Consider the following 23,486-nt stretch of genomic DNA (forward strand, 5'->3'; position numbering starts at 1 on the left):
TTCAGGGCAAGTAAGCGACATGCACGTCGTCGACCTTGCCGTTGAAAGCGAACGGCGCGCGGTCGAAGTAATCCAGGGCAACTGGCGAGCCGAGGTCCTGGGCCACGTCAAAGGTTTCGCTGGCGGTGAAGGTGAATGCCGGGGTGAACGGCGTCACGCCGCTGGCGACTTCTTGCCCCCCCAGACGCAGGCTGAGGTTGGCCGGCGCGCCCAGTTTGGTCGTGCTCATTTGGGTCAACACTTCAATGTTGGCCTTACCGGCCGGCACGCGTTCGGTCGAGCGCAGCTTGACCCGGGCAATGGCCAGGGCGTTGTACTCGTAGACCAGGTAACCATCGTCCAGGTACAGGCTGACACCGCCACCGATCCCGCCCATGGCATACAGCACGCCACTGGCCTTGGCCGGCACGTCGGCCGTCACCAGTACCCGGTTGTTGCGGCTGCGCAGGTTGGGCGCGGTGAACTCCGGGAAGCGCTGGGTGCGATCGCTGAAATTCCATTCACGTTTGTCGGTGCCCGGGCGTACATCCGGGTTCATGAAGGGAAACAGACCGGCGCCGATCGGGTAGACATGGTTGGCCTTGGCCTGGGTATCGAACTCGGCCTTCAGCTCAGCGAGTTTTTCCGGGTGGCTGGCAGCGACATCCGTGGCTTGCGAGTAGTCGTTGCCAAGGTCATACAGCGCCCACTGGTCGTTGTCCGGGTTCCAGCCCATGAACTGGGCAAACCCTTGCACCCAGGGTTTGCGCGGGCCGAATACCGAGGCGATCCAGCCGTCCTTGTAGATGCCACGGCTGCCGAGCACTTCGAAATACTGCGGGGGCTTGCGCGACTTCGCATCGGCGTCGGCAAAGGTGTAGCGCAGGCTGACGCCGTCCATCGGGTCCTGTTCGACGCCGTTGACCACCTTGGGCGCGCTGATGTCGAGGAGGTCGTAGACCGTCGGGACAATGTCGTTGACGTGGTGAAACTGCCCGCGGACCTTGGCATCGGCCTTGATCTGCTTGGGCCAGGAGACCGCCATCGGCGTGCGCGTGCCGCCGAAGTAGCCCGCCACCAGTTTGGTCCCGATAAAGGGGCCTGAACCCGCCCAGGCCCAGGCGGCGTTGTACATGCTCTCGAGTTTCGGGCCGCCGAGGGCCGACAGGCCACCGTAGCTGCCGTTGAGTACCTTGAGCTGCTGCTCCTTGGGCACAGGAATGCCATTCTGCGCCAGCAGTTCGTTGATGGTGCCTTCCATGCCTTCGGCTGAGGCCCCGTTGTCGCCGAGCACATAGAAAATCAGGGTGTTGTCGCGCTTGCCTTCCAGCTCCAGCTCGTCGAGGATCTTCCCGGCCTGGGTGTCGGCATGCTCGAGGAAGCCTGCGTAAACCTCCATCAGGCGCGCCTGGTATTGCTTTTGCCCGGCGTCGAGGCTGTCCCAGGCTGGCAGTTCGGCGGGGCGCGGGGTCAGCTTGGCGTCCTTGGGAATGAAGCCCATGGCTTTCTGGCGGGCGAAGGTCTGCTCGCGATACACATCCCAACCAGCGTCGAACTTGCCCTTGTACTTGTCGGCCCATTGGGCGTTGACCTGGTGCGGGCCGTGCACGGCACCGGGGGCCCAATACATGAAGAAGGGTTTGTCCGGGGCGTAGGTCTTGTGGTCCTGCAGCCAGTTCACCGCGCGGTTGGCCAGGTCTTCGCTGAGGTGGTACTTGGGATCGCGAGGCGGTTCGATCGGCGTGGTATTGCGGTACAGGCGCGGCTCGTACTGGGAGGTTTCCCCGGCCATGAAGCCATAGAAGTGTTCAAAGCCATAGCCGGTCGGCCAGCTGTCGAACGGTCCGGCAGCGGTGGTTTCCGACGTCGGCGTGTTGTGCCATTTGCCGAAGGCGGCGGTGCTGTAGCCGTATTGCTTGAGTACTTCGGCCATGGTCGCCGAACTCTTGGGAATCTTGCCGGTGTAGCCGTCCCAATCGGTGGCCAGCTCGGCGATCACGCCATTGCCGACCCGGTGGTGATTGCGTCCGGTTAGCAGGGCAGCGCGGGTGGCTGAGCTGATGGCGGTGGTATGGAAGGCGTTGTAGCGCACACCGCTGTCGGCCACCCGGCTCAGGGTCGGGGTGTGGATGGAGCCGCCAACCGTGTCGGCCTGGGCGAAGCCGGCGTCATCGAGCATGATCACCAGGATGTTCGGTGCACCGGCCGGTACATGGGACTGGGCCTGGCGCTTCTGGTGATGGGAATCCTGCAGGGTCGGCCCGGCGGTGCTGGCCGAAGGCGTCGGCGCGAAGGGCAGGGTGTCCTGGGCGCAGGCGACGGAGCTCGCCAGCAGCATGCTCACCTTCAGCGTGAAATGCCCGGTGCGCGCAAACTTCTGAATCATGGAAGACTCCTGTTCTTGTTGTTGGCGGAGTGAGTGGGGCGCCCCCCCTTGGGGAGGGGCGCCGAATATCGGTCAGACCGAGAAACTGGTGATGTCCTTGGGCTGGATGTCGTTGGCCTCGCAGTAGGCCAGGTAGCGCTGCACGCTGGTCTTCCAGTTCTCGATGGCGACGATGTTGTCGTTTTCGTCCATGTACATGAGATCGCCAAGGGTGACGTTGAACGTGATCACCTCGTCGCCGTGCTCGGGCAGGCCGATGGGCGTATGGCTGGTGGCAGCCGTCTCGAACACCACGCCACCTTCGGTGGAGATCCAGTCGTGTTCGAGGTACTTCCAGCCACCCTTGATGGTGTAGACGATCACGGTGCCGGAGTGGTGGTGCTTGGGCAGGGTCATGCTGGCGGGTGCCTTGAGCAGGGTAATGACCTCGCCGCGCACCGGATCGCACTTGATGTACTTGATGAGCACGTCGTCGTTGTAAGGCGCGAAAGGCACCCAGGGCAGGTCGTCGGCGTTGATGGCGGCGGTATCGATGCTTTCATACAGCATGGTGGTGCTCCTCGGATGGGCCGTTGGCGGCAGGTGGATGTTCTGAGTGGCATCGTGCGGGAGCGGGCAGAAATTACCCCCCCGGCGACGAGGGGGGTGGGCGATGCGCGCGGTCTTCAATCAGTGCAATTGCGAGAGGGCTTGCGCCGAACGGGTGCTGCTCAGGTAGCGCCAGAACAGCAGGGCAAAGACGATGTCGCTTGCCGCCAGTGCCGGCAGCGGCCAGGCAATGGTGCCCGCCAGCCAGTGGCTGGTGATGACTGCGACCACGAGGATCTTCAGCGCGATCCCCAGCACGATGTAGGGGCGATAGCGCACCGGGTCGCGGCTGATCATCCAGTAGGCCCAGCCGAACATCAGCACCACGATCATGGTGATCTGGATGAACAGGCCGGTGGTCGGGGTCACCTCCAAGCCCATCAGTTGGGCCACCGGCTGCGTGGCCACCAGCAAGGGCAGGCCCGCCAGGATGTTGAAGCCGGCGGCGATACTGAACAGGGTGCGGGCGTAAGTGTTGGACATGGAGTACTCCTCAATAGGATCAGACAAGGCTCAGCCCAGCAGCCTGAGCAGGGTGGGGTAGCGGTTGGGGAACAATCGGCTCAGCCAGAACAGGGTGCTGGACTTGTTGCCGGTGATGACCCGGCGGCTGCCGTGGCGCATGCCGTGGATGATGTCGGCGGCGCAGTCGGCGGGCGGGGTCAGCAGCATCTTGTCGGCCAGGCGGGCGAACTTCGCTTCCTCCTCGCCTGCCGCCTTGCAGCGCCGGCCGGCCCGCTCGATGTTGGTCCTGATGCCGCCGGGGTGGACGCTGATCGCGCGCACGCCGCTGCCCCTGAGTTCGGCCCAGAGGCATTCGGTCAGGCCGCGCACGGCGAACTTCGACATGTTGTAGGCGCTTTGTGTGGGGTAGCTGAGCAGGCCGAACACGCTGGAGATGTTGACGATGCAACCTTCACGCTGGGCCAGCATCCTCGGCAGGAAGGCCTTGGTGCCGTACAGCACGCCCCACAGGTTGATGCCCAGTTGCCACTCGAACTCTTCGATGCTGGTGTTGGCCACGGTGCCGATCACCGTGGCGCCGGCATTGTTGATGACGTAGTGAACCGTGCCGAAATCGCGCATGACCTCTTCGGCGTGGTCCTGGAATGCCGACCAGGACGAAACATCCAGCGTGTAGCCCCGGGCCTGGCTCGCTTCAGGGAGCAATCCCAGAGTGGCATCGAGGCTCGAACGGTCGATGTCCGAGAGCGCCAGCAGCGCTCCCTCCCGGGCCAGTTGCACAGCCAGTTCGCGGCCGATACCGGAGCCGGCACCGCTGATCACCACCACTTTGTTGTTGAACATCTTCGCTACCTCTTGATTGGCAGGGGGGCGACTACTTGCTCAGGATATGAATCGCCACCGCCGCTTCTTCGACGCCCTGCAGGCCGCCGCCGTTTTCCTGTATGGCGTGCCGCGCGCCTTCGACCTGGCGCTTGCCGGCTTCGCCGCGCAACTGGGTCACCAGTTCATAGAGCTGGCCGATGCCGGTGGCGCCCAGCGGATGGCCCTTGGATTCGAGACCGCCGGAGGTGTTGACCGGAACGCGCCCGCCCAGGGTGAACTCGCCACGTTCGGCGGCCGGGCCGCCTTCGCCGGGAGCGACGAAGCCGAGGTTCTCCACCTGGATGATTTCGCCCATGGCCGAGGCGTCGTGCACCTCGGCCACGTGCATGTCGCGGGGGCCGAGGCCGGCCTGTTCATAGGCCATTCTGGCGGCCAGGCGCCCGACGTGGAGCTCGGGCTGATCGAGGCGACGGTTGCTGAAACTGCGGATGACGCTGGCCGCGACCTTGATGCAACGGGTCTTGTCGGCACCGATGCGATTGAGGCCTTCCTCGGTGCAGAGAATGGCGGCGGCAGCGCCGTCGGACAGAGGGGCGCACATCGGCAGGGTGATCGGGTAAGTGATGGGCGGCGCCGCCAGGATCTCTTCGATGCTGAAAGGTTTTCGGAATTGCGAGTAAGGGTTGTGCACCGAGTGGGTATGGTTCTTCGCCGACACCGCGGCAATCTGCCGTTGAGTGGTGCCATAGGTACTCATGTGGTGTCGGCACATCGCAGCGTAGATGGCCATGAACTTGCTGTAGGGTTTGTCCGATTCGCTGCCTTCGGGCACTTCGACCCCTTCGCCCATTTGCACCAGGGTCTGGTAGTTCTGCTCGGCGCGGGAGATGTCCCAGCCTGCCTCGAAAATCGAGAGGGCCTTGAGCTTGTCGGCGATGTTCATCTTCTCGGCACCGATCGCCAGCGCCACGTCGGTGGTGCCGGCCCTGAGGCTCTGCACGGCCAGGTTGAAGGCGGCACTGCCCGAGGCGCAGGCGTTTTCGATGTTGTAGATGGGGATGCCTTCGATGCCGACCTTGCTCAGTACGACCTGGCCAGGGATGGCGATCTGGCCTTGCAGCGGGCCATTGGTCATGCCGGCATAAAAGGCGATGCCCAGGTCTTCGGTACGGCACCCGGCATCCTGCAATGCGCCATTGAGCGCTTCGCGCGCCAGGTCATCGAGGCTGCGTTCGAGGTGTCGGCCGAAGACGGTCATGGCGATGCCGGCGATATAGACGGTGCTCATGAAAATTCCTTGTGATGAGTCAGGGAAGCAATCGGAGGGCCCAGGGCCTGCACCGGGCGCAGTCGCCGATGCAGGCCGGGGCCGGTTACAGGCGTCAGATGTTTCGATCCAGGTTTTGCCAATAGGGCTGGCGCAGGTCTTTCTTCAACACCTTGCCCACCGGGCTGCGCGGCAGGCTGTCGACGAAGTCGACCGACTTGGGCGCCATGACGTGGCCCAGCCGTTCCTTGCACAAATCGATCAGTGCCTGGGCGCTGACGCTCAGGCCGGGGTTGAGTTCGACCACGGCCTTGACCGCTTCGCCCCATTTCTCGTCCGGTACACCAATCACCGCGCAGTCCTGTACCGCCGGATGGCTCCACAGCACTTGCTCGACTTCGCTGGGGTACACGTTGAAGCCGCCGGAAATGATCATGTCCTTCTTGCGGTCGGTCAGGTGCAGGTAGCCTTCGGCGTCGATGTGGCCGATGTCGCCGGTGTGCAGCCAGCCGTCGATGAGGGTTTCGGCGGTCTTGTCCGGCTGTTTGTAGTAGCCCTTCATGACCAGGTCGCCGCGCACGCAGATCTCGCCGGTGGCACCGCGTGGCAGGATCCGTTGGTCATCGTCCATCACCTCCACGCGAATCAGCGGGTAGGGACGGCCAACCGATGACAGGCGCTCGTCGCCGGCCAGCTGGCCGTCGACCAGGTGCTCGTCGGGGCGCAGGAAGGCGATGCTGGCCGGGGCTTCGGTCTGGCCGTAACCGCCGGCCATAATCGGGCCGAACACCTCGATGGCCTTTTTCAGTTTCTGCACCGACATGGGGGCCGCGCCGTACATCAGGTACTTGACCGATGACAGGTCGAGCGTCTCGATGCCGGGCATTTCCAGCAGCTTGTAGATCACCGTCGGCGGCAGGAAAAACTCGGTGACCTTGTGCTGCATGATCGCGCCGAGCATCACCGCAGGGTCGGGCCTGGTCACCACGACCACCGTGCCGCCCTGGGCGGTGCACGGCACGGCCAGCAGACCGGCGGTGTGGGTCATGGGCGCGGCGGCCAGGTTCACCGGTGTCTCGCCATTGCGGTAGGCGCAGGCCAGCATGAAGTGGGCGATGAAAGTCTGCGTACTGCGGTGCGTATTCATCACCCCCTTGGGCATGCCGGTGGTGCCGCCCGTGGGCGAGAGCATGATCACGTCGTCCATGTCGTAGCTGACTTCAGGACGGGTCGAGGGCTGCTCCGCGCTCCAGCGTTGCAGCGACGGCGCATCGCGACCTTCGGCATCGATGCAGACCCAGTGCCGGATCTTCGGCAGCGACGGACGCAGGTCGTCGATGATCGCGGCGAACTCGTCCTGGTAGAACATCACCTCGCAATCGAACGCATCGAGGATGTAGTGGTTCTCTTGCGCCGAATTGCGCGCATTGACTGGTATCCAGGTCATGTTGGCGCGCCACAGGCCCAGGGTGCAGGCCCAGGCGGTGACGTCGTTGGCCGACCACACCGCGCCCTTGGTTTCCTTGGGCAAGCCCAGGGCCAGCAGGGTGTTAGCGATGCGACAGGACAACGCGCCCACTTCCTCGAAGGTGTAGGACCGCGCGCCCTGGATATAGGCGATGCCGTCCGGGTTCAAACCCCAGCCGCGGTCGTAGAAATCAATGATGGCCATGAAGGACTCCCGTGCCGTCGATCAGAGCTGGGTAACCGTGGCCCGTGCCAGGCCACGCTCTTCCAGGAAGCCCAGCAGGTAGCGATGCCCGAATGCCTTGGAGCCGGAAGCGAAGCCGACCTTGTCGGTTTCGCCATCGATCAGCTTGATCGCGGCGGCAACCTGCAAGGCCCCGGTGGCGATGTAAGCGGTGGTGCCATGCACGGTGGCCCGCACGGCCGAAAGCTGGCCGCGGCCGATGGCGGTGTCGACCATGCGCACGGTGGTGGTGCGCTCGCGCGGTGGCATGCTCGGCGTGGTCGACTGCACGATCTGCTTGAGCACCTCATCCTGATGCTCTGTCGGCAGGTGTTTGTATTCGGCGTCCCACTTCTGGCCCAGGCCATGCACCATCTTCATCACGTCGTTGTCGTAGAAGCCGACGCAGGAGACACAGGAGCGCACGCGCGGGTCGTTCTCGAAATACACCGGCAATGAGGTGCCGCCCCATGGCAGGGCAAAGACCGGCTGCAGGAAGTCAGGCGAAGGAATGCTGAAGGAGGTGCCGACGGCATGCGGGACCAGTTTTTTCTCCCATAGATAGCATTGCTCGGCGCGGTACATCTCGAAGATCGAGGCGGTCGAGCCCACGGTCACACCGGCACCGACTCCGCGCGGGCCACGGCACAGGGTCGAGGTTTCCAGGGCGTCGATGCCTGGTGTTTCCAGGGCCAGTTCGGCGGCGATTTCCGCGTAGGTGAACATGTAGGACAACGATGGCGAGACCAGCAGGCCGGCCTGGGCATAGAGCTTGCCGAACTTCTCCCGCACTTCGCGCATGTAGCTTTGCTCACCGGTGGTATCCAGGTGATGGCAGCCGGCCTTGAGCGCGGCCTCGACCGTGGTCAGGCCGAATTTGACGAACGGGCCGACGGTGTTGCAGACCACCTTGGCGCCACGGAACGCCTCGGTCAGCGCCTCGACCGTGTGTTCGGCTTCGATGACTTCATAGGTGGCCGACTCCAGGCGCACCACGCGCTGGGCCATCATCTCGTGCACGCGTCCGGCATTGCGTGCCACGGCGGTGAAAGGGATGTTCTGGTCGATCAGCCAGTCCATGGTGAGCATGCCGGTGTAGCCACTGGCGCCATAAACGACGACGGGATATTTAGCCATTTTCGTGTCTCTCTTGTTTTTAAAAGGTTGTTGGTTTTTTTTGGGGGGGAGGGGCAGGGCCGGGGTCAGTACTGCGACCAGCCTTCGGCATAAAGCTGTTGGCACAACAGGCCAACACGCATGGTGATGATGGAGTTCTCGCCGTCTTCGATCAGGGCGGCGCGGGCATCGCGGAAAATCTTCTCGATCGGGTATTCACGGGAAGTGCCGGCACCGCCGAACAGCTGCAGCGCTTCATTGGCGACCTTTATGCAGGCTTCAGTGACGGTCACCTTGGCCGACGCCGTGGCGTAGGGATGGCTCTGCGGCGACAGGCGGGCGAACGCCAGGGAACGTCGGGCCACCGCGCGTGCCAGTTCGACCTGACGCAGCATGTCGCCCAGTCGATAGCGCGTGAGCTGATGGTCGATCAGCAACTGACCGCCTTGTTTGCGTTCATGGCAGTACTGCAAGGCCATTTCGAACGCCGCGCGCGCCACCCCGGTGAACACCTGGGACATGTGCGTGCCGGCGTAGGACCAGGCCGAGGACTGGTTGCCGTAGTATTGATCCTTGCCGGCGATGGCGAAGCGTGCAGGTATCTTCACGTTGTCGAAATAGACTTCGCCCTGGGGCAGCGAGCGCTGGCCGATCTTGTCCAGCGGCTTGCCGCGCGATACGCCGGGCAGGTCCAGGGGCACGATCACGGCGACACCGTTGGGGCGGCCGTCGGCGTCGAAAAAGCCGTCGCCATAGTCGGCGGTGATGTAGGCCAGCGCCACCTGCGCCACGGCCCCGTTGGAGACCCAGGCCGAGCACTGGCCGTTGAGGACGATCTCGTCCTTGCCGACTCTGGCCGTGAGGGTGCCCTTATTGCCGGACTGACCCTGGGGCCATTCGCGCTTCATGTCATAGACCATGATGTCGCTGCCCTTGTCCGGATGAGTGATCATCCAGCAGCCGATCTTGCCCTGGCACAGTTCCACCAGCTCCTGATTGCCCACGGCCTTTGCCATGCGCAGCGGGAAGCCGGCGACCGCCAGGGAAACGGCCAGGCCGGCATCGCCCCAGCCCATTTCCTCGCCAATCAGCGACTCCAGGCGCACGGCGGTTTCGGCGGGAAACTGCGTCAGCAGTTCCGGGTCCAGGCCCAGCTGTGCCGCTTGGGCGAACACCGACCAGAAGGGCGAGCCGGGCGCGCAGACATCGGCCGCTTGCATCTTGTCGAGGGCCTGGCCGACCGGGCGCAGCACGTTCCTGGCGAACTGATGCACCGATTGCTGGATGGCCGCTTCTTCTTCGCTCAATGGCGTTTCAAAACCCGTCAGGCCAACGGCGGGCAACTGCAAGGTGTCATGTAATGTGATCATTGGCGCTTGCTCATCCGAGGAAGGAACGAACCCACGCAATCGACCGCGTGGGGGCTGGAACATGGACGCCATGATTGTTCTTCCCGGGATCGACAACTCACTGGAAAAGGGGACATATTTGTCAAAATCTGCTCATCAGGGAGCGCCGGTGACGCCGCAACAGAAAGTCCATGAAGTGTTGGGGCTGCCCATGGTCGGTGGCCTGGTGTGCAACCAGATGCCGCTGCATGCCGAGCGCTATTTTCTGCACGAAACAGACCTCGACATGCCTCCGGTGGGGGTCATGACCCTGCTCACTCAATTCGGTGGTTCGCGGGTGGAAGAGGGCACGGACGAGACGTCGCGCCTGAGCACCTTGCCCAGCATGTCGATGCTGATGCCGGCCCACTGCGCAACCCATTGGCGCTACTCGGGCAGCGTGGACTTCGCGGTGTTCTACATTCCCGAGCGCAGTGACGGTGTGTTTGGCCAGTTGCTGGAGTGCTGTGCCAGGACCCAGGCACCGCTGGCCTTCAGCGACGCACTGGTCAGTGCCGCAGCCCGGCAGCTGCTCGATGAGCTGAATATGGGAAAACAGGCCGACCAGGGATTCATGGCGCGGTTGGCGGCGGTGATGCTCGAACAGGTATGCCGTGCGCTACGCCTGCAGACCCTGGGTTCGATCAACCCGCCGCATATTCAACTAGCGCGCCTGCAATCGGTGGTGGCTTACATGCGCGAGCACCTGGCCGAAGACTTGTCGATCAGCCAGCTGGCGACCCGGGCCGGGGTCAGCCCGGCGCATTTTCGCCGGCTGTTCGACAATGCCATGGGCATTGCACCGCACCGGTATGTGATGAACCTGCGGCTCGAGCACGCGCGCGAACTGCTCATGCAAACGGAGCTGCCCATCCTGCATGTCGCGCTGGAGTGCGGTTTCAGTACACAAAGCCACCTGACAGCCGCCTTCAAGACGGCCCACGGAACCACGCCGGCCCAGTTTCGCGCCCGGTCCGGTGTCGGTCGCGGCTGAGAGCGGTCAGTGCAGCGAGGCGAAACTCACCGCAGGCCTGAAGCAGGTGTATGGATGGGATTTGCATGGATCGTCTGGCAGATAGCGCGATTGCAGCCAGACTTCCCTGATCGGGGTGATGGTTACCAGCATCGCAGTCAGCGATGCAATGACACACAGCATTATTATTATTTTCATAGGCTCACCTGTTCGCGAACGTGAAGGGCGCAACGGATTGTCATGTGTTGAAAATAATGCAGCCAAGTTTTTGCGGCCCCCCAACGTTGGGGGGGCGGAGGGCTTCACGGTGGCTCGGTACTATCTTGAGAGCCAGGGTGCCGGATCTATGGCGGCGCCAGCGAAATGGAGGGAGAGGGGGTTGGAAGCAGATTGCCCGCGCTGGTCGAATACGATCAGGATTCCGTCTGAACATAACTCAACTAAATAGTTGTTTAGTTTAATTATAATATTCAGCTATATAAACGAGCAGGGCAAAAGGACGTTTCTAACCGAAAACAGCCAACCAGATCGTATGCCCACCACAAGCCGGATCTTCCGTTGTTTGCTCAACGACGCTAAAACCATGGGCATTGAGCAACGCAACATATTCATCGTGGTCCAGGCTGGCATGATAAAGCGTTTCACCCTCGAAGCTGCCCAACGCAATGCCATGGGCCGTTCCGCTGGTAAACATCAGAGCGGCACCAGGTTGGGCATGGGCCTGGAAAATCGGGAACATTCGACGCTGATCCTCAGGCGTCAGGTGAAAGAAACTGTCCCACGCCAGAATGCCAGCGTAACGCTGTCCAAGCGCCAATTGGCGCATGTCGGCCACATGCCAATCGTGCTGCGCAAAACGTTGCCGACACAAGGCGATCATCGCCATGGACGAATCAATGCCAGACACAGGGTGTCCCGCGCCGATCAAGTAACCAGCCATGGGTTCGGCACAGCCACAGCCAATGTCGAGGACATGACCAGCCGCAACCGGCATGGCCTGGCGAAAACGATCCAGCCAGGATTGTTCGACCAGACGCCGCGAGCGAACACGATCCCATGTTTGAGCGTGACGTTCGTAGAGATCGATGATCTGATGGGCTGCTTCATGCATGAGGGACAATCCTGGGGCGGATGTGGTCGAGGGATGTGGCTGGGATTTGAAATGTACCTGGGAGATGGCCTGTGTGGAATACCTGTTAGTACGCATAATGTATATTATGTTAAATCTCGTATCTGGAATCCCTACACAGCCTGTCCCTTTTGTGAAGGTAAACTTGAAACTCTCGCGTGGATTGGTACGTAAATCTGAAACCGAGCTCCTACGGGTACAACGGTTATTGAGCGTCCTGTAACACCAGCTCTCGCAACGTATCGAGAAATAGCTTGAGCACCGGCGAATCGTCATCCGCACGGTACGTGACGTACAGCGGCACCTCCGGCAACGCCGGGGTCAGGCGCCGGAATACCAGGCCCGCCGGCGCCAATTGCTCGATGGATGCCGGCAGCAACGCCACGCCGAAACCTGCCCGCACCAGGCTGAGCAAGGTTTGCACCTCGATCACCTGCTGGCGGATCTGCGGGGTGAACCCGGCCTGGATGCAGCACTGGAAGAGAAAATCGGCGAACCGCGATTGCTTCAGTTCCAAGGCGACGAACGGCTGCTGAGCCAGATCCGACGGTGCCAGGGTTTCACGCTTTGCCAACGGATGATCGACCGGCATGACCACCCGGATCGGTTCGTAGATCAGCAGTTCATTGCGCAACTGCGGGTCGTCATAGCCGACCCGGAACACGCAGGCGTCGATGCGTTTTTCCTTGAGCGCCTTGACCTGCGCTGCCGGGGTCATCTCATGCAGACGCCAGTTCACTTGCGGATAACGCTCGCGAAACAGGTGCAAGGCCCGTGGCAGCACCCCGACCATCACCGAGCTGATCATGCCGATTTCCAGTTCGCCCAACTGGCCACGGCCGGTCTGGCGCGTCAGGTCCAGCGCGCGGTTGAGTTGTTCGAACACCAGTGGTGCCTGTTCTTTGAGCATCTGCCCGGCGGCGGTCAATTCGACCCGGTGATGGCTGCGTTCGAACAACGGCGTGCCCAGTTCCTCCTCCAGCAGACGAATCTGCTGGCTCAGGGGTGGCTGGCAGATATGCAATCGGTTGGCGGCCCGGCCGAAATGCAGCTCTTCGGCCAGGGCCATGAAGTACCTCAGTAAGCGCAAGTCCATGCCCGTTATCCCAGGTTCAGTGGTGTAGAGCGCTGGCGCACCCCAGTCAGGCTGAACAAGGCATTGGCAATGGCCGGGGCCACCGACGGGCTGCCCAGTTCGCCGACGCCACCGGGCTTGGCCGGATCGCCGTCGACCAGCAGGATGTCCACCGCCGGCATATCCGACATGCGCGTCACCCGGTAATCGTGGAAGTTGCTCTGTACCACCCTGCCCTGTTTGATGTCCATCCGGTCGAACAACGCGTGGCCGAGCCCCCACATCAAGCCGCCGTAGATCTGCTCTTCAACGCCGCCGGGCGACACCGTCAGGCCACAATCGACCACGCAGGTGAGCTTCTCGACCTTGATCACGCCTTCCTTTTGCGACAGGCGCGCGACCACCGCAATGAAGCTGGTGTAACCCTGATTGGTGGCGATTCCCAGCGCCGTGCCCTCTGGCAGCGGCTGGCCCCAACCGGCGCGTTCGGCGGCGCTTTTCAAAACAGCGACATGCCGTGGCCGGTCCTGCATGTTGGCCAGGCGAAAGGCCAACGGGTCTTGCCCGGCGGCATGGGCCAGTTCATCCATGAAGCTTTCCACGGCGAATACATTGGGGATGAAACTCACCGAGCGATACCAACCGCTGGGCACCTGACTCTCGTGCCTGACCCACGTCAGGTCGAGGTTGGCCGGACGATAGGCGAAATCCCACGCGGTGATAGCTTCCGTGGTGCTGTAGTCCATTTTGTCGGGGCGCTCGAAATAGCCAGGCTCCCACTGCTCCGGCGAGGCCGGCGACACCGCGTCAAGCTGCATCGCGGTCAAGCGGCCCTGCGCATCCAGTGCACCTTTGGCCCGGTGCAGCGTGGCCGGGTGCATGAACAATGAGCGCATTTCGTCTTCGCGGCTGTTCATCAGTTTCACCGGTACCTTGGCTTGCTGTGCCAGGTAGGCCACTTCGAACAACCAGTATTTGGCCTCCCGCGCTCCGAAGCTGCCACCGGACACCAGTTCGTTGATGGTGACTTTGTCCTTGGTGAACTTGCATATGACTTGCGCCGCTTCCAGCGCCGATGACGGCACCTGCACCCCGCCCCAATAGGTGATGGCGTTGTCCTTGACCTGCGCGGTGATGCAGATTGGCTCAAGCGGGTTCTGCACCTTGTAGGGCATGCGGTAATCGGCTTCGAGCAGCTTTGCGGCACCCGGCCATTGTGCGTTCACATCACCCTCCGCCATCGCGGACACCCGTTGTGCGCCGTTGTCGTCCAGCGCCGCAGCCTGGGCCTTGGCCAGTTCATCACTGTCGAAACCCGCCAGCGGCGAGTCGCTCCACTGCACCTTGAGCAATTCGCGCCCCTGGTGCGCGGCCCAGTAGCTGCGCGCCAATACCGCCACGCCTTCGACGTTGCCGCCGAGCACATCGGGACGCCCCGGCACCTTGATCACCTTGTGCACGCCCGGCACCTGCAACGCAGCCGCGCTGTCCACCGACACAACGCTCGCCCCCAGTACGGGAGCGCGCTGAATCACCGCCACCAGCATGTCCGGCAGCACTACATCGATGCTGTATTTGAAGCGTCCGCAGACCTTGGCCTGGGCATCGCGCTTGTGCCGCAGCTTGCCGATGTACTTGAACTGCGCCGGATCCTTGAGCAAAACCTTGGCCGGGGCCGGCAGATGCGCGGCGACGCCCACCAGTTCGCCGTAGCCGAGGCTGCGTTTGCTCGCCCCATGAACCACACGGCCTTCTTCAGTGATGCAGCTGTCGGGGCTGACTTTCCACTGTTTGGCAGCCGCCGCGATCAGCAACGCCCGGGCCGTAGCACCGGCCATGCGCAGGCGGTCGTATTCCAGCGAGACGCTGGTGCTGCCGCCGGTGGAGAAGACTTTCCAGACCGGGTGAATGTAGGTTTCGAAGAACGGGTTTTCCGGCGAGATCACTTGCACGGTCATCGGGTTGACGTCCAGTTCCTCGGCCACGCAGGCGGCCAAGGCCGTGTGCGTTCCGGTACCGGAGTCGTGCTTGTGCACCACCAGTTTCACCGTGCCGTCAGGCAGGATTCGCACCCAAGCGTTGGGTTCGAACTCACCGGCGGTTGCCGGGGCTTTCCGGTCAGTCGCGGCCAGGCTCGAAGGCAGGTAAAAGGCAATGGCCAGACCGCAGGTTACGGTTGCGCTTTGCTTGAGAAACAAACGCCGCGAAACATCCATCGGGGAGATCGTCATCACGCCTCCTTCGGCGCGTTGGCCGCGCGCTTGATCGCTTTGGTGATCCGCCCGTAAGTGCCGCAGCGGCACAGGTTGCCGGACATGGCATTGCGGATCGAGTCGTCGGTCACCGCGGCACCTGTATTGAGCAACGCGGCGGCGGACATGATCTGCCCCGATTGACAGTAACCGCATTGCGGCACATCTTCGGCAACCCAGGCCAGTTGCAGCGGATGCTGCTCAGTCGGTGACAAGCCTTCGATGGTGGTGATGCTGTGCCCCGCCACGGCGGCGACCGGCAGCTGGCAGGAGCGCACCGCGACACCGTCCAGGTGTACGGTGCAGGCACCGCACAGGCCCATGCCGCAGCCGAACTTGGTGCCGGTGAGTTTCAAGTGGTCACGCAACACCCATAACAAGGGCATGGAGGGCGATGTCTCTGCCAGCTCGCGTCGTTCGCCGTTTACCGTGAATTCGATCATTGTCAGGCTCCAAGAGAGCGGCCCGTCTTTGTGCAGGCCTGGTGATCGATTATTGGAAGCCTTGTGCAAACGGGGCCAGCGACGATTTCTGCCATCCTGTGTAAGTAGGACTAACAGCATGTACAAGCGATACCCGTCGGTGCAGTCCATGAGTGCGTTCATCCAGGCGGCCCGCAGCGGCAGCTTCTCCAGCGCGGCGCGCAAACTGGACCTGACCCACAGCGCCATCAGTCAGCAAATCCGCGCCCTTGAAGACTTCATCGGCCAGCCGCTGTTCGTGCGCGAAGGCGGTGGCAGCAACCTCACCGACGCCGGACAACTGTTCGCCAGTGTGCTGTCCGACGGATTGGCGCAGATCGACCGGGCGTTGTCTTCGGTAAAAAACCGCAGCGTAGCGCAACGCCTGACCCTGGATGTCGACAGTGAGTTGGCCCAGAGCTGGCTCAATCCGCGCTTGCCGCAGTTGCTGGATCTGTTGCCCGATCATGAGGTGGTGCTGCTGTCGATGCCGCGCTCGGATCGCAGCGCGTTCGAGCGCGTGAACCTGGCCTTGCGCTACGGTTATGGCGAATGGGAAGACTGCGAGATGACGCAAATCTGCGGGGATCGGGTGATGGCGGTGGCGTCACCTGCGCTGCTTGAGCGCCATGGTTTGCAACTGCCGTTGAGTCCGGCGCAGATCCTTGAGCTGCCGCTTTTGGGGTACACGCGGCGCTCGTGGATTCCGTGGCTGGATGCCGTTGGCATGGAGCCCAATGAGCCGCCGGCAAGGGTGGTGTTTGATAACGCGGCCAATCTGATCGCGGCTGCCGAAGCAGGAGTCGGTGCAGGACTGGTGCGCGGTTTGCTGGCGGCGGACGCATTGCGCAGCGGGCGGTTGGTGGTGTTGAACGATGCGCAGATTGCCGCGCATTACAACCTGTACGCGGTGTGGCCACCGGGGCAGGCCGAGCGGGTGGCGCCGGTGGTTGAGGCGGTCAAGCAGTTGGCTTTGCGTACACAGCTCTGACGTTTTCGCGAGCAAGCCCGCTCCCACATTCGATCGCGTTTCTCCACGTGGAATGCAGTCAAATGTGGGAGCGGGCTTGCTCGCGAAGAGGCCGGTACATCCCCCCCCCTTCTCCTCATATCGAACACATATCAACCCCTCGCCCAATTAATATTGTACGAACCCGACACCCCCTTCCAATACTTCCCCCCAAGCAGCCAGCGTCCCGAGCCGGATGCGACCAGGCGAGGGAATGCGTGAGTCTTTGCGCATAGAAATGGCCGATTGCCCGGGACGTGGCTGCTGTGAACCGCAAGGTTCCCTACCCCCGCTATCAGGAGATCGACTTCAATGATCATCGATATCAGCTGCTATCCCACGGATCTCGTGGACCTCGCCTGGAGGCATGACGGTGACCCGTTCACCGGCGAGCGTCTACTGGAGATGATGGATGGCCCGTACATGGTCAACGGCAAACCTCGCCGCATCGACAAAGCCTTCATCCAGCCCCCCCAGGGCAACACCATCTACACCTGGACCGACGGCGACCTGACCGGTCGCGAGTCCATCGACGCCTACATGGCCTACACCCTGAAAATGGTCCAGACCTACCCGGACCGCTTCATCGGCTGCTTCGTCTACAACCCGCGCTGCGGCGTGGAAAACGGCGTCGAGGCGATCGAGCGCTACGTCAAGGAACATGGCTTCAAGATGGTGCAGATGCAGGCCAACATGCACGCCTACCGTCCGGACCGCGCCCTGGACTGGGTACGCCCGGCCTTTGAGAAATGCGCCGAGCTGGGCATCCCGGTCAAGCTGCACACCGGCGACGGGCCCTACAGCATCCCGTCGGAATGGGTGCCGATGATCAAGGAGTTCCCCAACGTCGATTTCATCATGGCCCACTTCGGCGTACAGACCGGTGGCGTCTACGTGTTCGAACCGATGCAGTGGGCGATGGAGTTGCCCAACGTCTACTGCGAATCGGGCTGGTGCCTGCAATCGCGGATCGTCGAGTTCGCCAAGGTCCTGCCGACCCACAAAATCCTCTTCGGTACCGACACCCCGCCGAATGAGCCGGGCATGTGGCTGCGTCTGCTCGAAGTGTTGTGCCACGAACCGCCGCAGGGTTTGAACCTCGATGAGGACACCCTGGAAGCGTACCTGGGCAACAACACCGCACGAATGATCGGCCTCGAACCGACCCCGCCGCCCCGTTCCGTTTCCGAAGCAGAGGCGCAGCTCAAGCGCCCCGTCACCACGCAACTGGCCAGGAGCTGAACCGATGATTATCGATACCCATCTGCACCCCACCAATCTGGTCGACGAGGCCTGGCGCCACACCGGCGAACCCTTCACCGGCGAGCGCATGCTCAAGCTGATGGACGGCCCGTACATGATCAACGGCAAGCCGCGTCGCATCGACATGGGCTTCATCCAGCCGCCACCGGGCAACACCGGTTATCGCGACGGCAACCGCCGGGGGCGCGAGGGCGTGCGCGACTACATGTCCTATGTCGCCGAACTGTGCGTGAAGTACCCGGATCGCTTCATCGGCAACTTCAACTTCAACCCGCGCTGGGGCCCGGAAAACGGTGCGGCCGAGCTGGAATTCCACATCAAGGAATACGGTTTCAAGATGCTCAAGCTGCACGCCAACATGCACGGCTATCGTCCGGACCGGGCGCTGGACTGGCTGCGTCCGGCGATGAAAGTCTGCGCCAAGTACAACATCGTGGTGCTGATCCACACCGGCGACGGGCCCTACACCATCCCGACGATGTTCTACCCGATCATCCGTGAGTTCCCGATGGTCAATTTCATCATCGGTCACTTCGGTATCCAGACTGGCGGCAACTACTCGTTCGAAGCGTTCTGGATGGCCATGGATACGCCAAACGTGTACTGCGAATCCGGCTGGTGTTTCCAGTCGCGGATCGTCGAGTTCGCCAAGGATCTGCCGCGCAACAAGATCGTATTCGGCACCGACTCGCCACCGAACGAACCAGGCATGTGGCTGCGTGAATTGGAAGTGTTGTGCTCGCCGGCGCCGCAAGGCCTGGGCATCGATGAGGATCACCTTGAGGACTACCTGGGCAACAACATCGCCCGGTTGTGCGGCATCGAACCGACGCCACCGCCCAAGGACCTGATCGAGGCGGACATTCGTCTGACCACGACGTACCTCTAGGTTCACGCATAACCCTTGTGGGAGCGGGCTTGCTCGCGAAAGCGGAGTGTCATTCAACAACGATGGTGACTGATCCACCGCTTTCGCGAGCAAGCCCGCTCCCACAGGTACGCACAGCACTGCTTTTCATGAGGTGAAACCATGACCCTCTCCACGCTCGGCGATACCCAGGATTTTCACGACTTTCTAGACGCCTATCGCCGGCAATACCCGGACGATGTGCTCACCGTCCGGCAGTCCCTTTCAGCCGATCAGGACGTCACCGCCCTGGTCGATACCCTGGCCACCCAGGGCCGCGATCCGCTGCTGATCTGCGAAAAAGTCGGCAACTTCGGTTTGCCGGTAGCCACCAACCTGTTCGCCTCCCGCACCCGCATCGCCCGGATGTTCGGCGTTGCCCCGGCGCAATTGCACGAGACGTTCCAAAAACGCGCCAACAACCCCATCGCCCCACGCTACGTGGAAACCGGTCCGGTGCTCGATGAAATCTTCGAGGGCGAAGCCGTGGACCTCGCACTGCTGCCGATGCTCAAGCATTTCGACAGTGATCGCGGCCCCTACATCACCAACGCGATCATCATTGCCGAAGATCCGGTCACCGGCATCGCCAACATGAGCTATCACCGCTCGATGCGCCATGCCCGGCAGACCCTCGCCACCAGCCTGCATTCACGTGGTCACCTGTGGCGCATGCTACAAACCGCCCGGGAGCGCGGAGAAGAATTGCGCGTGGCCATGGTGGTTGGCGCACACCCGCTGTTCATGCTCGCCGCGGCGGCACGCTTGCCGTTCGGCAGCGATGAGCGCGAGGTGGCGGGCGGTTTGTTCGGCGCGCCGCTGGCACTGGTGAAAACCCCGCGCTACGGCATCGGCGTTCCGGCTTTTGCGGAGTTTGTACTGGAAGGCGCCATTGATCCGACAGCCTATGCCGAAGAAGGCCCGTTCGGTGAGTTCAGCGGGTACTCCTCGGATCGCTCGACCAACAATGTGCTGCGGGTCGACACCCTGATGCGGCGCAAGGATGCCTGGCTGGTGGACGTGGTTGGCGGGCGCTACGCCGAACACCTGACCCTGGCGCGGCTGCCACGGGAAGCGGAGATGAGCGAGAAACTCAAGGCACGCTTCCCGGCCGTCACCGCCGTACACTACCCCAATTCCGGCACCCATTTTCACTGCTACGTCGCCCTGGACCAGAGCCGCGACGGCGAAGCGCGGCAGATCATGCTCGCGCTGCTCGGTTGGGACCCGTACCTGAAAACCGTGATCGCGGTGGACAGCGACATCGACATCAGCGACGACAGCCAGGTGCTCTGGGCGCTGGCCACGCACTTCCAGCCGCACCAAGACATCTTCGTCATCGACGGCTTGCCCGGCAGCCCGCTGGACCCGTCGTCCTCCATCAACGGCACCACCTCGCGCATGGGCCTGGACGCCACTCGCGGTTCAGGCTTCGACGGGATCAAGGCGCAGTTGGACCAGGACGTGGTCGAGCGTGCCCGCCAACTGCTCGCAGGCCTGCAATCATGAACCGCCAGCGCATGGTGGTCGGCATCAGCGGTGCATCGGGTTTCATCTACGGCGTGCGCCTGCTGCAATTGCTCGCCCAACTGGACATCGAAAGCCACCTGGTCATCAGCCGCGCCGCACTGCTGACCATGGCCCACGAAACCGACTACAAACTGGCCGACGTCACCGCACTGGCCAGCCATTACCACCGCACCGATGACGTGGCCGCCGGGATCGCCAGCGGTTCGTTCCGCTGCCTGGGCATGGTGGTTGCGCCCTGTTCCATGCGCACCCTGGCGGAAATCGCCACCGGCACCTCATCGGGCCTGATCGGTCGCGCAGCCGACGTCACCCTCAAGGAGCGTCGCACCCTGGTGCTGATGGCGCGGGAAACCCCGTTGACCCTCGCCCACCTGCGCAACATGACCGCCGTCACCGAGATGGGCGGGATCATCGCCCCGCCCGTCCCGGCCTTTTACGCCCGCCCGCAAGACCTTGCGCAAATGGTCGATCACAGCCTCGGCCGTATCCTCGACCTGTTCGGCCTCGACGCCGGGACCGCGTTGCGCTGGGGAGAACCCAACAAGCCTCCAGCCAAATACAAAACAGGTGGGAGCACTCCGACCATTCAGTCATCAAGGAGCATCGCATGAACACTCCATTCAACGCCCCGACCCCGAACACCAAAATCCCGGTGACCATCCTCACAGGCTTCCTCGGCGCTGGTAAAACCACCCTGCTCAACTACATCCTCAAGGAAAACCACGGGCGCAAGATCGCCGTGATCGAGAACGAATTCGGCGAAGTCGGCATCGACGGCGACCTGGTGCTCAGTTCCGAAACCGAAGAAATCTACGAGATGGTCAACGGCTGCGTGTGCTGCACCGCCGAGGTCCGCGAAGACCTGGTGCGTATCGTCCGTGAACTGGTGGCGCGCCCGGTGCGGCTCGACCATATCCTGATCGAAACCAGCGGCCTGGCCGACCCGTATCCGGTGGCACAAAGTTTTTTCATCAACGATCCGATTGCCGATGAAGTAGAACTCGACGCCATCGTCACCATGGTTGATGCCAAGCACATCGCCCAGCATCTGGAAGACCTGCAGCTCGATGGTGTAGACAACCAGGCGGTGGACCAGATCGTCTGCGCCGACCGCATCGTCATCAACAAGATCGATCTGGTCAGCGCCGCCGACGTGGCGTCCCTGACCGACAAGATCCGGGGCCTGAACGCCACGGCGGATCTGGTGACCTCCAGCTACGCCGAGATCGACTTGTCGAAAATCCTCGGCATCGGTGCCTTCGAGTCCACGCAAAAACTCATGGAAATCGGTGCCGAGCACGACCATCACGCCGATGAGCCTCATCACGATCATGACGGCCCGGATCATGACCACGACGCAAGCGTGTCGTCGGTAGGCATCGCCGTGGATGGCGCGGTCAACCTGGGCGACTTCCACCGCTGGATCACAAAGCTGCGCACAGAACAGGCCGACAACCTGTACCGCATGAAAGGCGTGCTCGCGGTGGCCGATCAGGACCAGCGCTATGTCCTGCAAGGGGTGCATAGCCTGGTGGAGTTCCGTGCATCGACGTCCTGGGGCAACGAACCGCGCTCCAGCAAGATTGTGTTCATCGGCCGCGACCTGGACCGCGCAGCCCTGAACCTGGGCTTTGCCGCCTGCCTGGCAGGCTGAAAAAAGGCATCGGAGCCGGTGGATGGCGGTTCCGGGCACATGAATGACGGGTGCCAGACAGTCAGGACACCAAGAAACCTGTGGGAGCAATGGTGCTCCTGCGGTCGGCATCAGAACGAATACCCCTCTCTACCGAATAACAACAGCAAGAGGTGATTCCCCATGTCGTCAGCCAATACCCCTGCAACGCCCACCATCCACCCCGTCGACCGGATTCTGCCGGTACGGCAAATGCTTACCCTCGGCCTGCAGCACATGGCCGTCTCGTACATCGGCGCCATCGCGGTGCCGTTGATTGTCGCCAGCGCCTTGAAGATGTCCCAGGCCGACACGGTGGTGCTGATCAGCACCACGCTGTTCTGCTCCGGCATCGCCACCCTGCTGCAAACCGTCGGTTTCTGGAAATTCGGCGTGCGCCTGCCGATCCTGCAGGGCGTGGCGTTCAGCAGTGTAGGGCCAGTGATCGCCATCGGCAGCAACCCGCAAGTCGGTTTTGCCGGGGTCTGCGGCGCGGTGATCGGCGCGGGGATTTTCACCATGCTTGTCGCGCCGTTCGTGGGTCGACTACGGCGCTTCTTTCCACCGGTGGTCACCGGTTGCATTGTCACGGTGATCGGCTTACAGCTGTTTCCGATTGCCTATGAATGGGTCGGTGGCGGACGTCATGCCGCCGATTTCGGCGCACCGGCGTATCTCGCAGTCGCGGCGTTGGTGTTGCTGACCATCCTGCTGGTCAACCGATACGGCAGCCCGATGCTGCGCAACATGGCAGTGCTGGTGGGCATGCTCGTCGGTGCGGGGCTGGCTTACGCAATGGGCATGGGCAGTTTTCACAGCGTGCAGGAATCACCGTGGCTGACCGTGCCCTACCCGTTCTACTTCGGCCTGCCGACTTTCAGCCTGATCCCCATCGCCACCATGGTGGTCGTGATGATCGTGCAGATGGTCGAATCCATGGGCTTGTTCGTGGCCATCGGTGACATCGTCGACAAACCGGTGGAAGAAAAACAGGTGATCAACGGCCTGCGCGCCAACGGCCTGGCCAGCACCATCGCCGGGATGTTTGCCGCGTTCCCGTTCATTGCCTTCATGGAAAACGTCGGGCTGGTGATCCTTACCGGTGTACGCAGTCGTTGGGTAGTGGCTGTCAGCGGCCTGCTGATGTGCGCGGTGGCGCTGGTGCCCAAGGCCGGCGCGATCATCGCCTCGATGCCGACCGCAGCCCTCGGCGGTGCCGGGATCGCCATGTTCGGCGTGGTCGCGGCGGCGGGGATCCAGACCCTGTCCAAGGTCGACTACGAGCGCAATCGCTACAACGTGCTGATCGTCGGCTTCACCATCGCCGCCGCCCTGGTGCCGGTGCTGGCCCCGGCCCTGTTCAAGCAATTACCCGAGTGGTCGCAGCCCTTCCTGCACAGCAGCGTGGTCATCGCTTGCCTGGTGTCGGTGTTGCTCAACGCCACCCTCAACGGTGTCAGCGTGCCTGATGCCGCCGCCAGCAAATCCGCCACCCACAGCCTCTGACTGGA

General features: G+C 62.5%; 20 protein-coding genes. 8 read left to right on the forward strand and 12 right to left on the reverse strand.

From position 1 onward, the window contains the following. Position 1: 1 nt before the first annotated feature. The 8 genes from AB7M25_RS15175 to AB7M25_RS15210 form a co-directional block, all read right to left on the reverse strand. Entirely contained in the window at positions 2-2,365 is a 2,364-nt protein-coding gene (locus tag AB7M25_RS15175) for an arylsulfatase (RefSeq protein WP_429519094.1), read from the reverse strand. 72 nt (positions 2,366-2,437) lie between these two features. Beyond that, positions 2,438-2,914, reverse strand: a complete 477-nt coding sequence (locus AB7M25_RS15180; protein ID WP_095966183.1) for a 2,4'-dihydroxyacetophenone dioxygenase family protein — start codon at positions 2,912-2,914, stop codon at positions 2,438-2,440. Between the two features lie 120 nt (positions 2,915-3,034). Beyond that, positions 3,035-3,436, reverse strand: coding sequence for a hypothetical protein (locus AB7M25_RS15185; RefSeq protein ID WP_454237553.1), 402 nt, complete (start codon positions 3,434-3,436; stop codon positions 3,035-3,037). Positions 3,437-3,466: 30 nt separating this feature from the next. Further along, entirely contained in the window at positions 3,467-4,261 is a 795-nt protein-coding gene (locus tag AB7M25_RS15190; protein WP_454237554.1) for an SDR family NAD(P)-dependent oxidoreductase, read from the reverse strand. Between the two features lie 31 nt (positions 4,262-4,292). Further along, a complete protein-coding gene (locus tag AB7M25_RS15195; RefSeq protein ID WP_454237555.1) occupies positions 4,293-5,531 on the reverse strand; it encodes a thiolase family protein in 1,239 nt (412 codons plus the stop codon). Positions 5,532-5,625: 94 nt separating this feature from the next. Next, the gene (locus AB7M25_RS15200) at positions 5,626-7,182 is read right to left on the reverse strand and encodes an AMP-binding protein (RefSeq protein WP_429519087.1); all 1,557 of its coding nucleotides are present in this window, start codon (positions 7,180-7,182) and stop codon (positions 5,626-5,628) included. Positions 7,183-7,203: 21 nt separating this feature from the next. Continuing rightward, entirely contained in the window at positions 7,204-8,337 is a 1,134-nt protein-coding gene (locus AB7M25_RS15205) for a saccharopine dehydrogenase family protein (protein ID WP_429561376.1), read from the reverse strand. A gap of 65 nt (positions 8,338-8,402) precedes the next feature. After that, complete coding sequence (locus tag AB7M25_RS15210; RefSeq protein ID WP_429561375.1) at positions 8,403-9,686, reverse strand: acyl-CoA dehydrogenase family protein; 1,284 nt, start codon at positions 9,684-9,686, stop codon at positions 8,403-8,405. A gap of 118 nt (positions 9,687-9,804) precedes the next feature. On the opposite strand from AB7M25_RS15210, the gene AB7M25_RS15215 reads away from it, so the two are divergent. After that, positions 9,805-10,698, forward strand: a complete 894-nt coding sequence (locus AB7M25_RS15215) for a helix-turn-helix domain-containing protein (protein WP_454237556.1) — start codon at positions 9,805-9,807, stop codon at positions 10,696-10,698. 484 nt (positions 10,699-11,182) lie between these two features. Here the strand turns inward: AB7M25_RS15215 and AB7M25_RS15220 are convergent, their stop codons facing one another. The 4 genes from AB7M25_RS15220 to AB7M25_RS15235 all read right to left on the reverse strand — a co-directional run bounded on the left by AB7M25_RS15220 (position 11,183) and on the right by AB7M25_RS15235 (position 15,576). Then, the gene (locus AB7M25_RS15220) at positions 11,183-11,788 is read right to left on the reverse strand and encodes a class I SAM-dependent DNA methyltransferase (protein WP_454237557.1); all 606 of its coding nucleotides are present in this window, start codon (positions 11,786-11,788) and stop codon (positions 11,183-11,185) included. A gap of 223 nt (positions 11,789-12,011) precedes the next feature. After that, positions 12,012-12,902 carry a LysR substrate-binding domain-containing protein gene (locus AB7M25_RS15225; RefSeq protein WP_429389649.1) on the reverse strand — a complete coding sequence of 297 codons (891 nt, stop codon included), beginning with the start codon at positions 12,900-12,902 and terminating at the stop codon, positions 12,012-12,014. Between the two features lie 5 nt (positions 12,903-12,907). Beyond that, the gene (locus AB7M25_RS15230; RefSeq protein WP_454237558.1) at positions 12,908-15,112 is read right to left on the reverse strand and encodes a molybdopterin cofactor-binding domain-containing protein; all 2,205 of its coding nucleotides are present in this window, start codon (positions 15,110-15,112) and stop codon (positions 12,908-12,910) included. Continuing rightward, positions 15,112-15,576, reverse strand: a complete 465-nt coding sequence (locus AB7M25_RS15235; RefSeq protein WP_218473734.1) for a (2Fe-2S)-binding protein — start codon at positions 15,574-15,576, stop codon at positions 15,112-15,114. The genes AB7M25_RS15230 and AB7M25_RS15235 overlap by 1 nt, the downstream gene beginning before the upstream one ends. 118 nt (positions 15,577-15,694) lie before the next feature. Here AB7M25_RS15235 and AB7M25_RS15240 point away from each other — a divergent pair, with 118 nt between their 5' ends. The 7 genes from AB7M25_RS15240 (at position 15,695) to AB7M25_RS15270 (ending at position 23,481) form a co-directional block, all read left to right on the forward strand. Continuing rightward, positions 15,695-16,585, forward strand: coding sequence for a LysR substrate-binding domain-containing protein (locus AB7M25_RS15240; RefSeq protein WP_429389655.1), 891 nt, complete (start codon positions 15,695-15,697; stop codon positions 16,583-16,585). 330 nt (positions 16,586-16,915) lie between these two features. Further along, positions 16,916-17,845 (forward strand): amidohydrolase family protein, encoded by a 930-nt coding sequence (locus AB7M25_RS15245; RefSeq protein WP_429389657.1) that lies wholly within the window; start codon positions 16,916-16,918, stop codon positions 17,843-17,845. A 4-nt stretch (positions 17,846-17,849) separates the two neighbouring features. After that, positions 17,850-18,755 (forward strand): amidohydrolase family protein, encoded by a 906-nt coding sequence (locus AB7M25_RS15250; RefSeq protein ID WP_053158646.1) that lies wholly within the window; start codon positions 17,850-17,852, stop codon positions 18,753-18,755. A gap of 141 nt (positions 18,756-18,896) precedes the next feature. Further along, positions 18,897-20,282: a UbiD family decarboxylase gene (locus AB7M25_RS15255; RefSeq protein ID WP_454237559.1), complete on the forward strand. Its 1,386-nt coding sequence runs from the start codon at positions 18,897-18,899 to the stop codon at positions 20,280-20,282. Beyond that, positions 20,279-20,914, forward strand: coding sequence for a UbiX family flavin prenyltransferase (locus AB7M25_RS15260; protein ID WP_429389661.1), 636 nt, complete (start codon positions 20,279-20,281; stop codon positions 20,912-20,914). Before AB7M25_RS15255 ends, AB7M25_RS15260 begins: the two co-directional genes overlap by 4 nt. Next, the gene (locus AB7M25_RS15265) at positions 20,911-21,957 is read left to right on the forward strand and encodes a CobW family GTP-binding protein (RefSeq protein WP_429389662.1); all 1,047 of its coding nucleotides are present in this window, start codon (positions 20,911-20,913) and stop codon (positions 21,955-21,957) included. The genes AB7M25_RS15260 and AB7M25_RS15265 overlap by 4 nt, the downstream gene beginning before the upstream one ends. Before the next feature lie 162 nt (positions 21,958-22,119). Next, on the forward strand, positions 22,120-23,481 hold the full coding sequence (locus AB7M25_RS15270; protein WP_429389664.1) for a nucleobase:cation symporter-2 family protein: 1,362 nt from the start codon (positions 22,120-22,122) through the stop codon (positions 23,479-23,481). Positions 23,482-23,486: the final 5 nt, after the last annotated feature.

This window comes from Pseudomonas sp. AP3_22 TE3818, assembly GCF_053628995.1.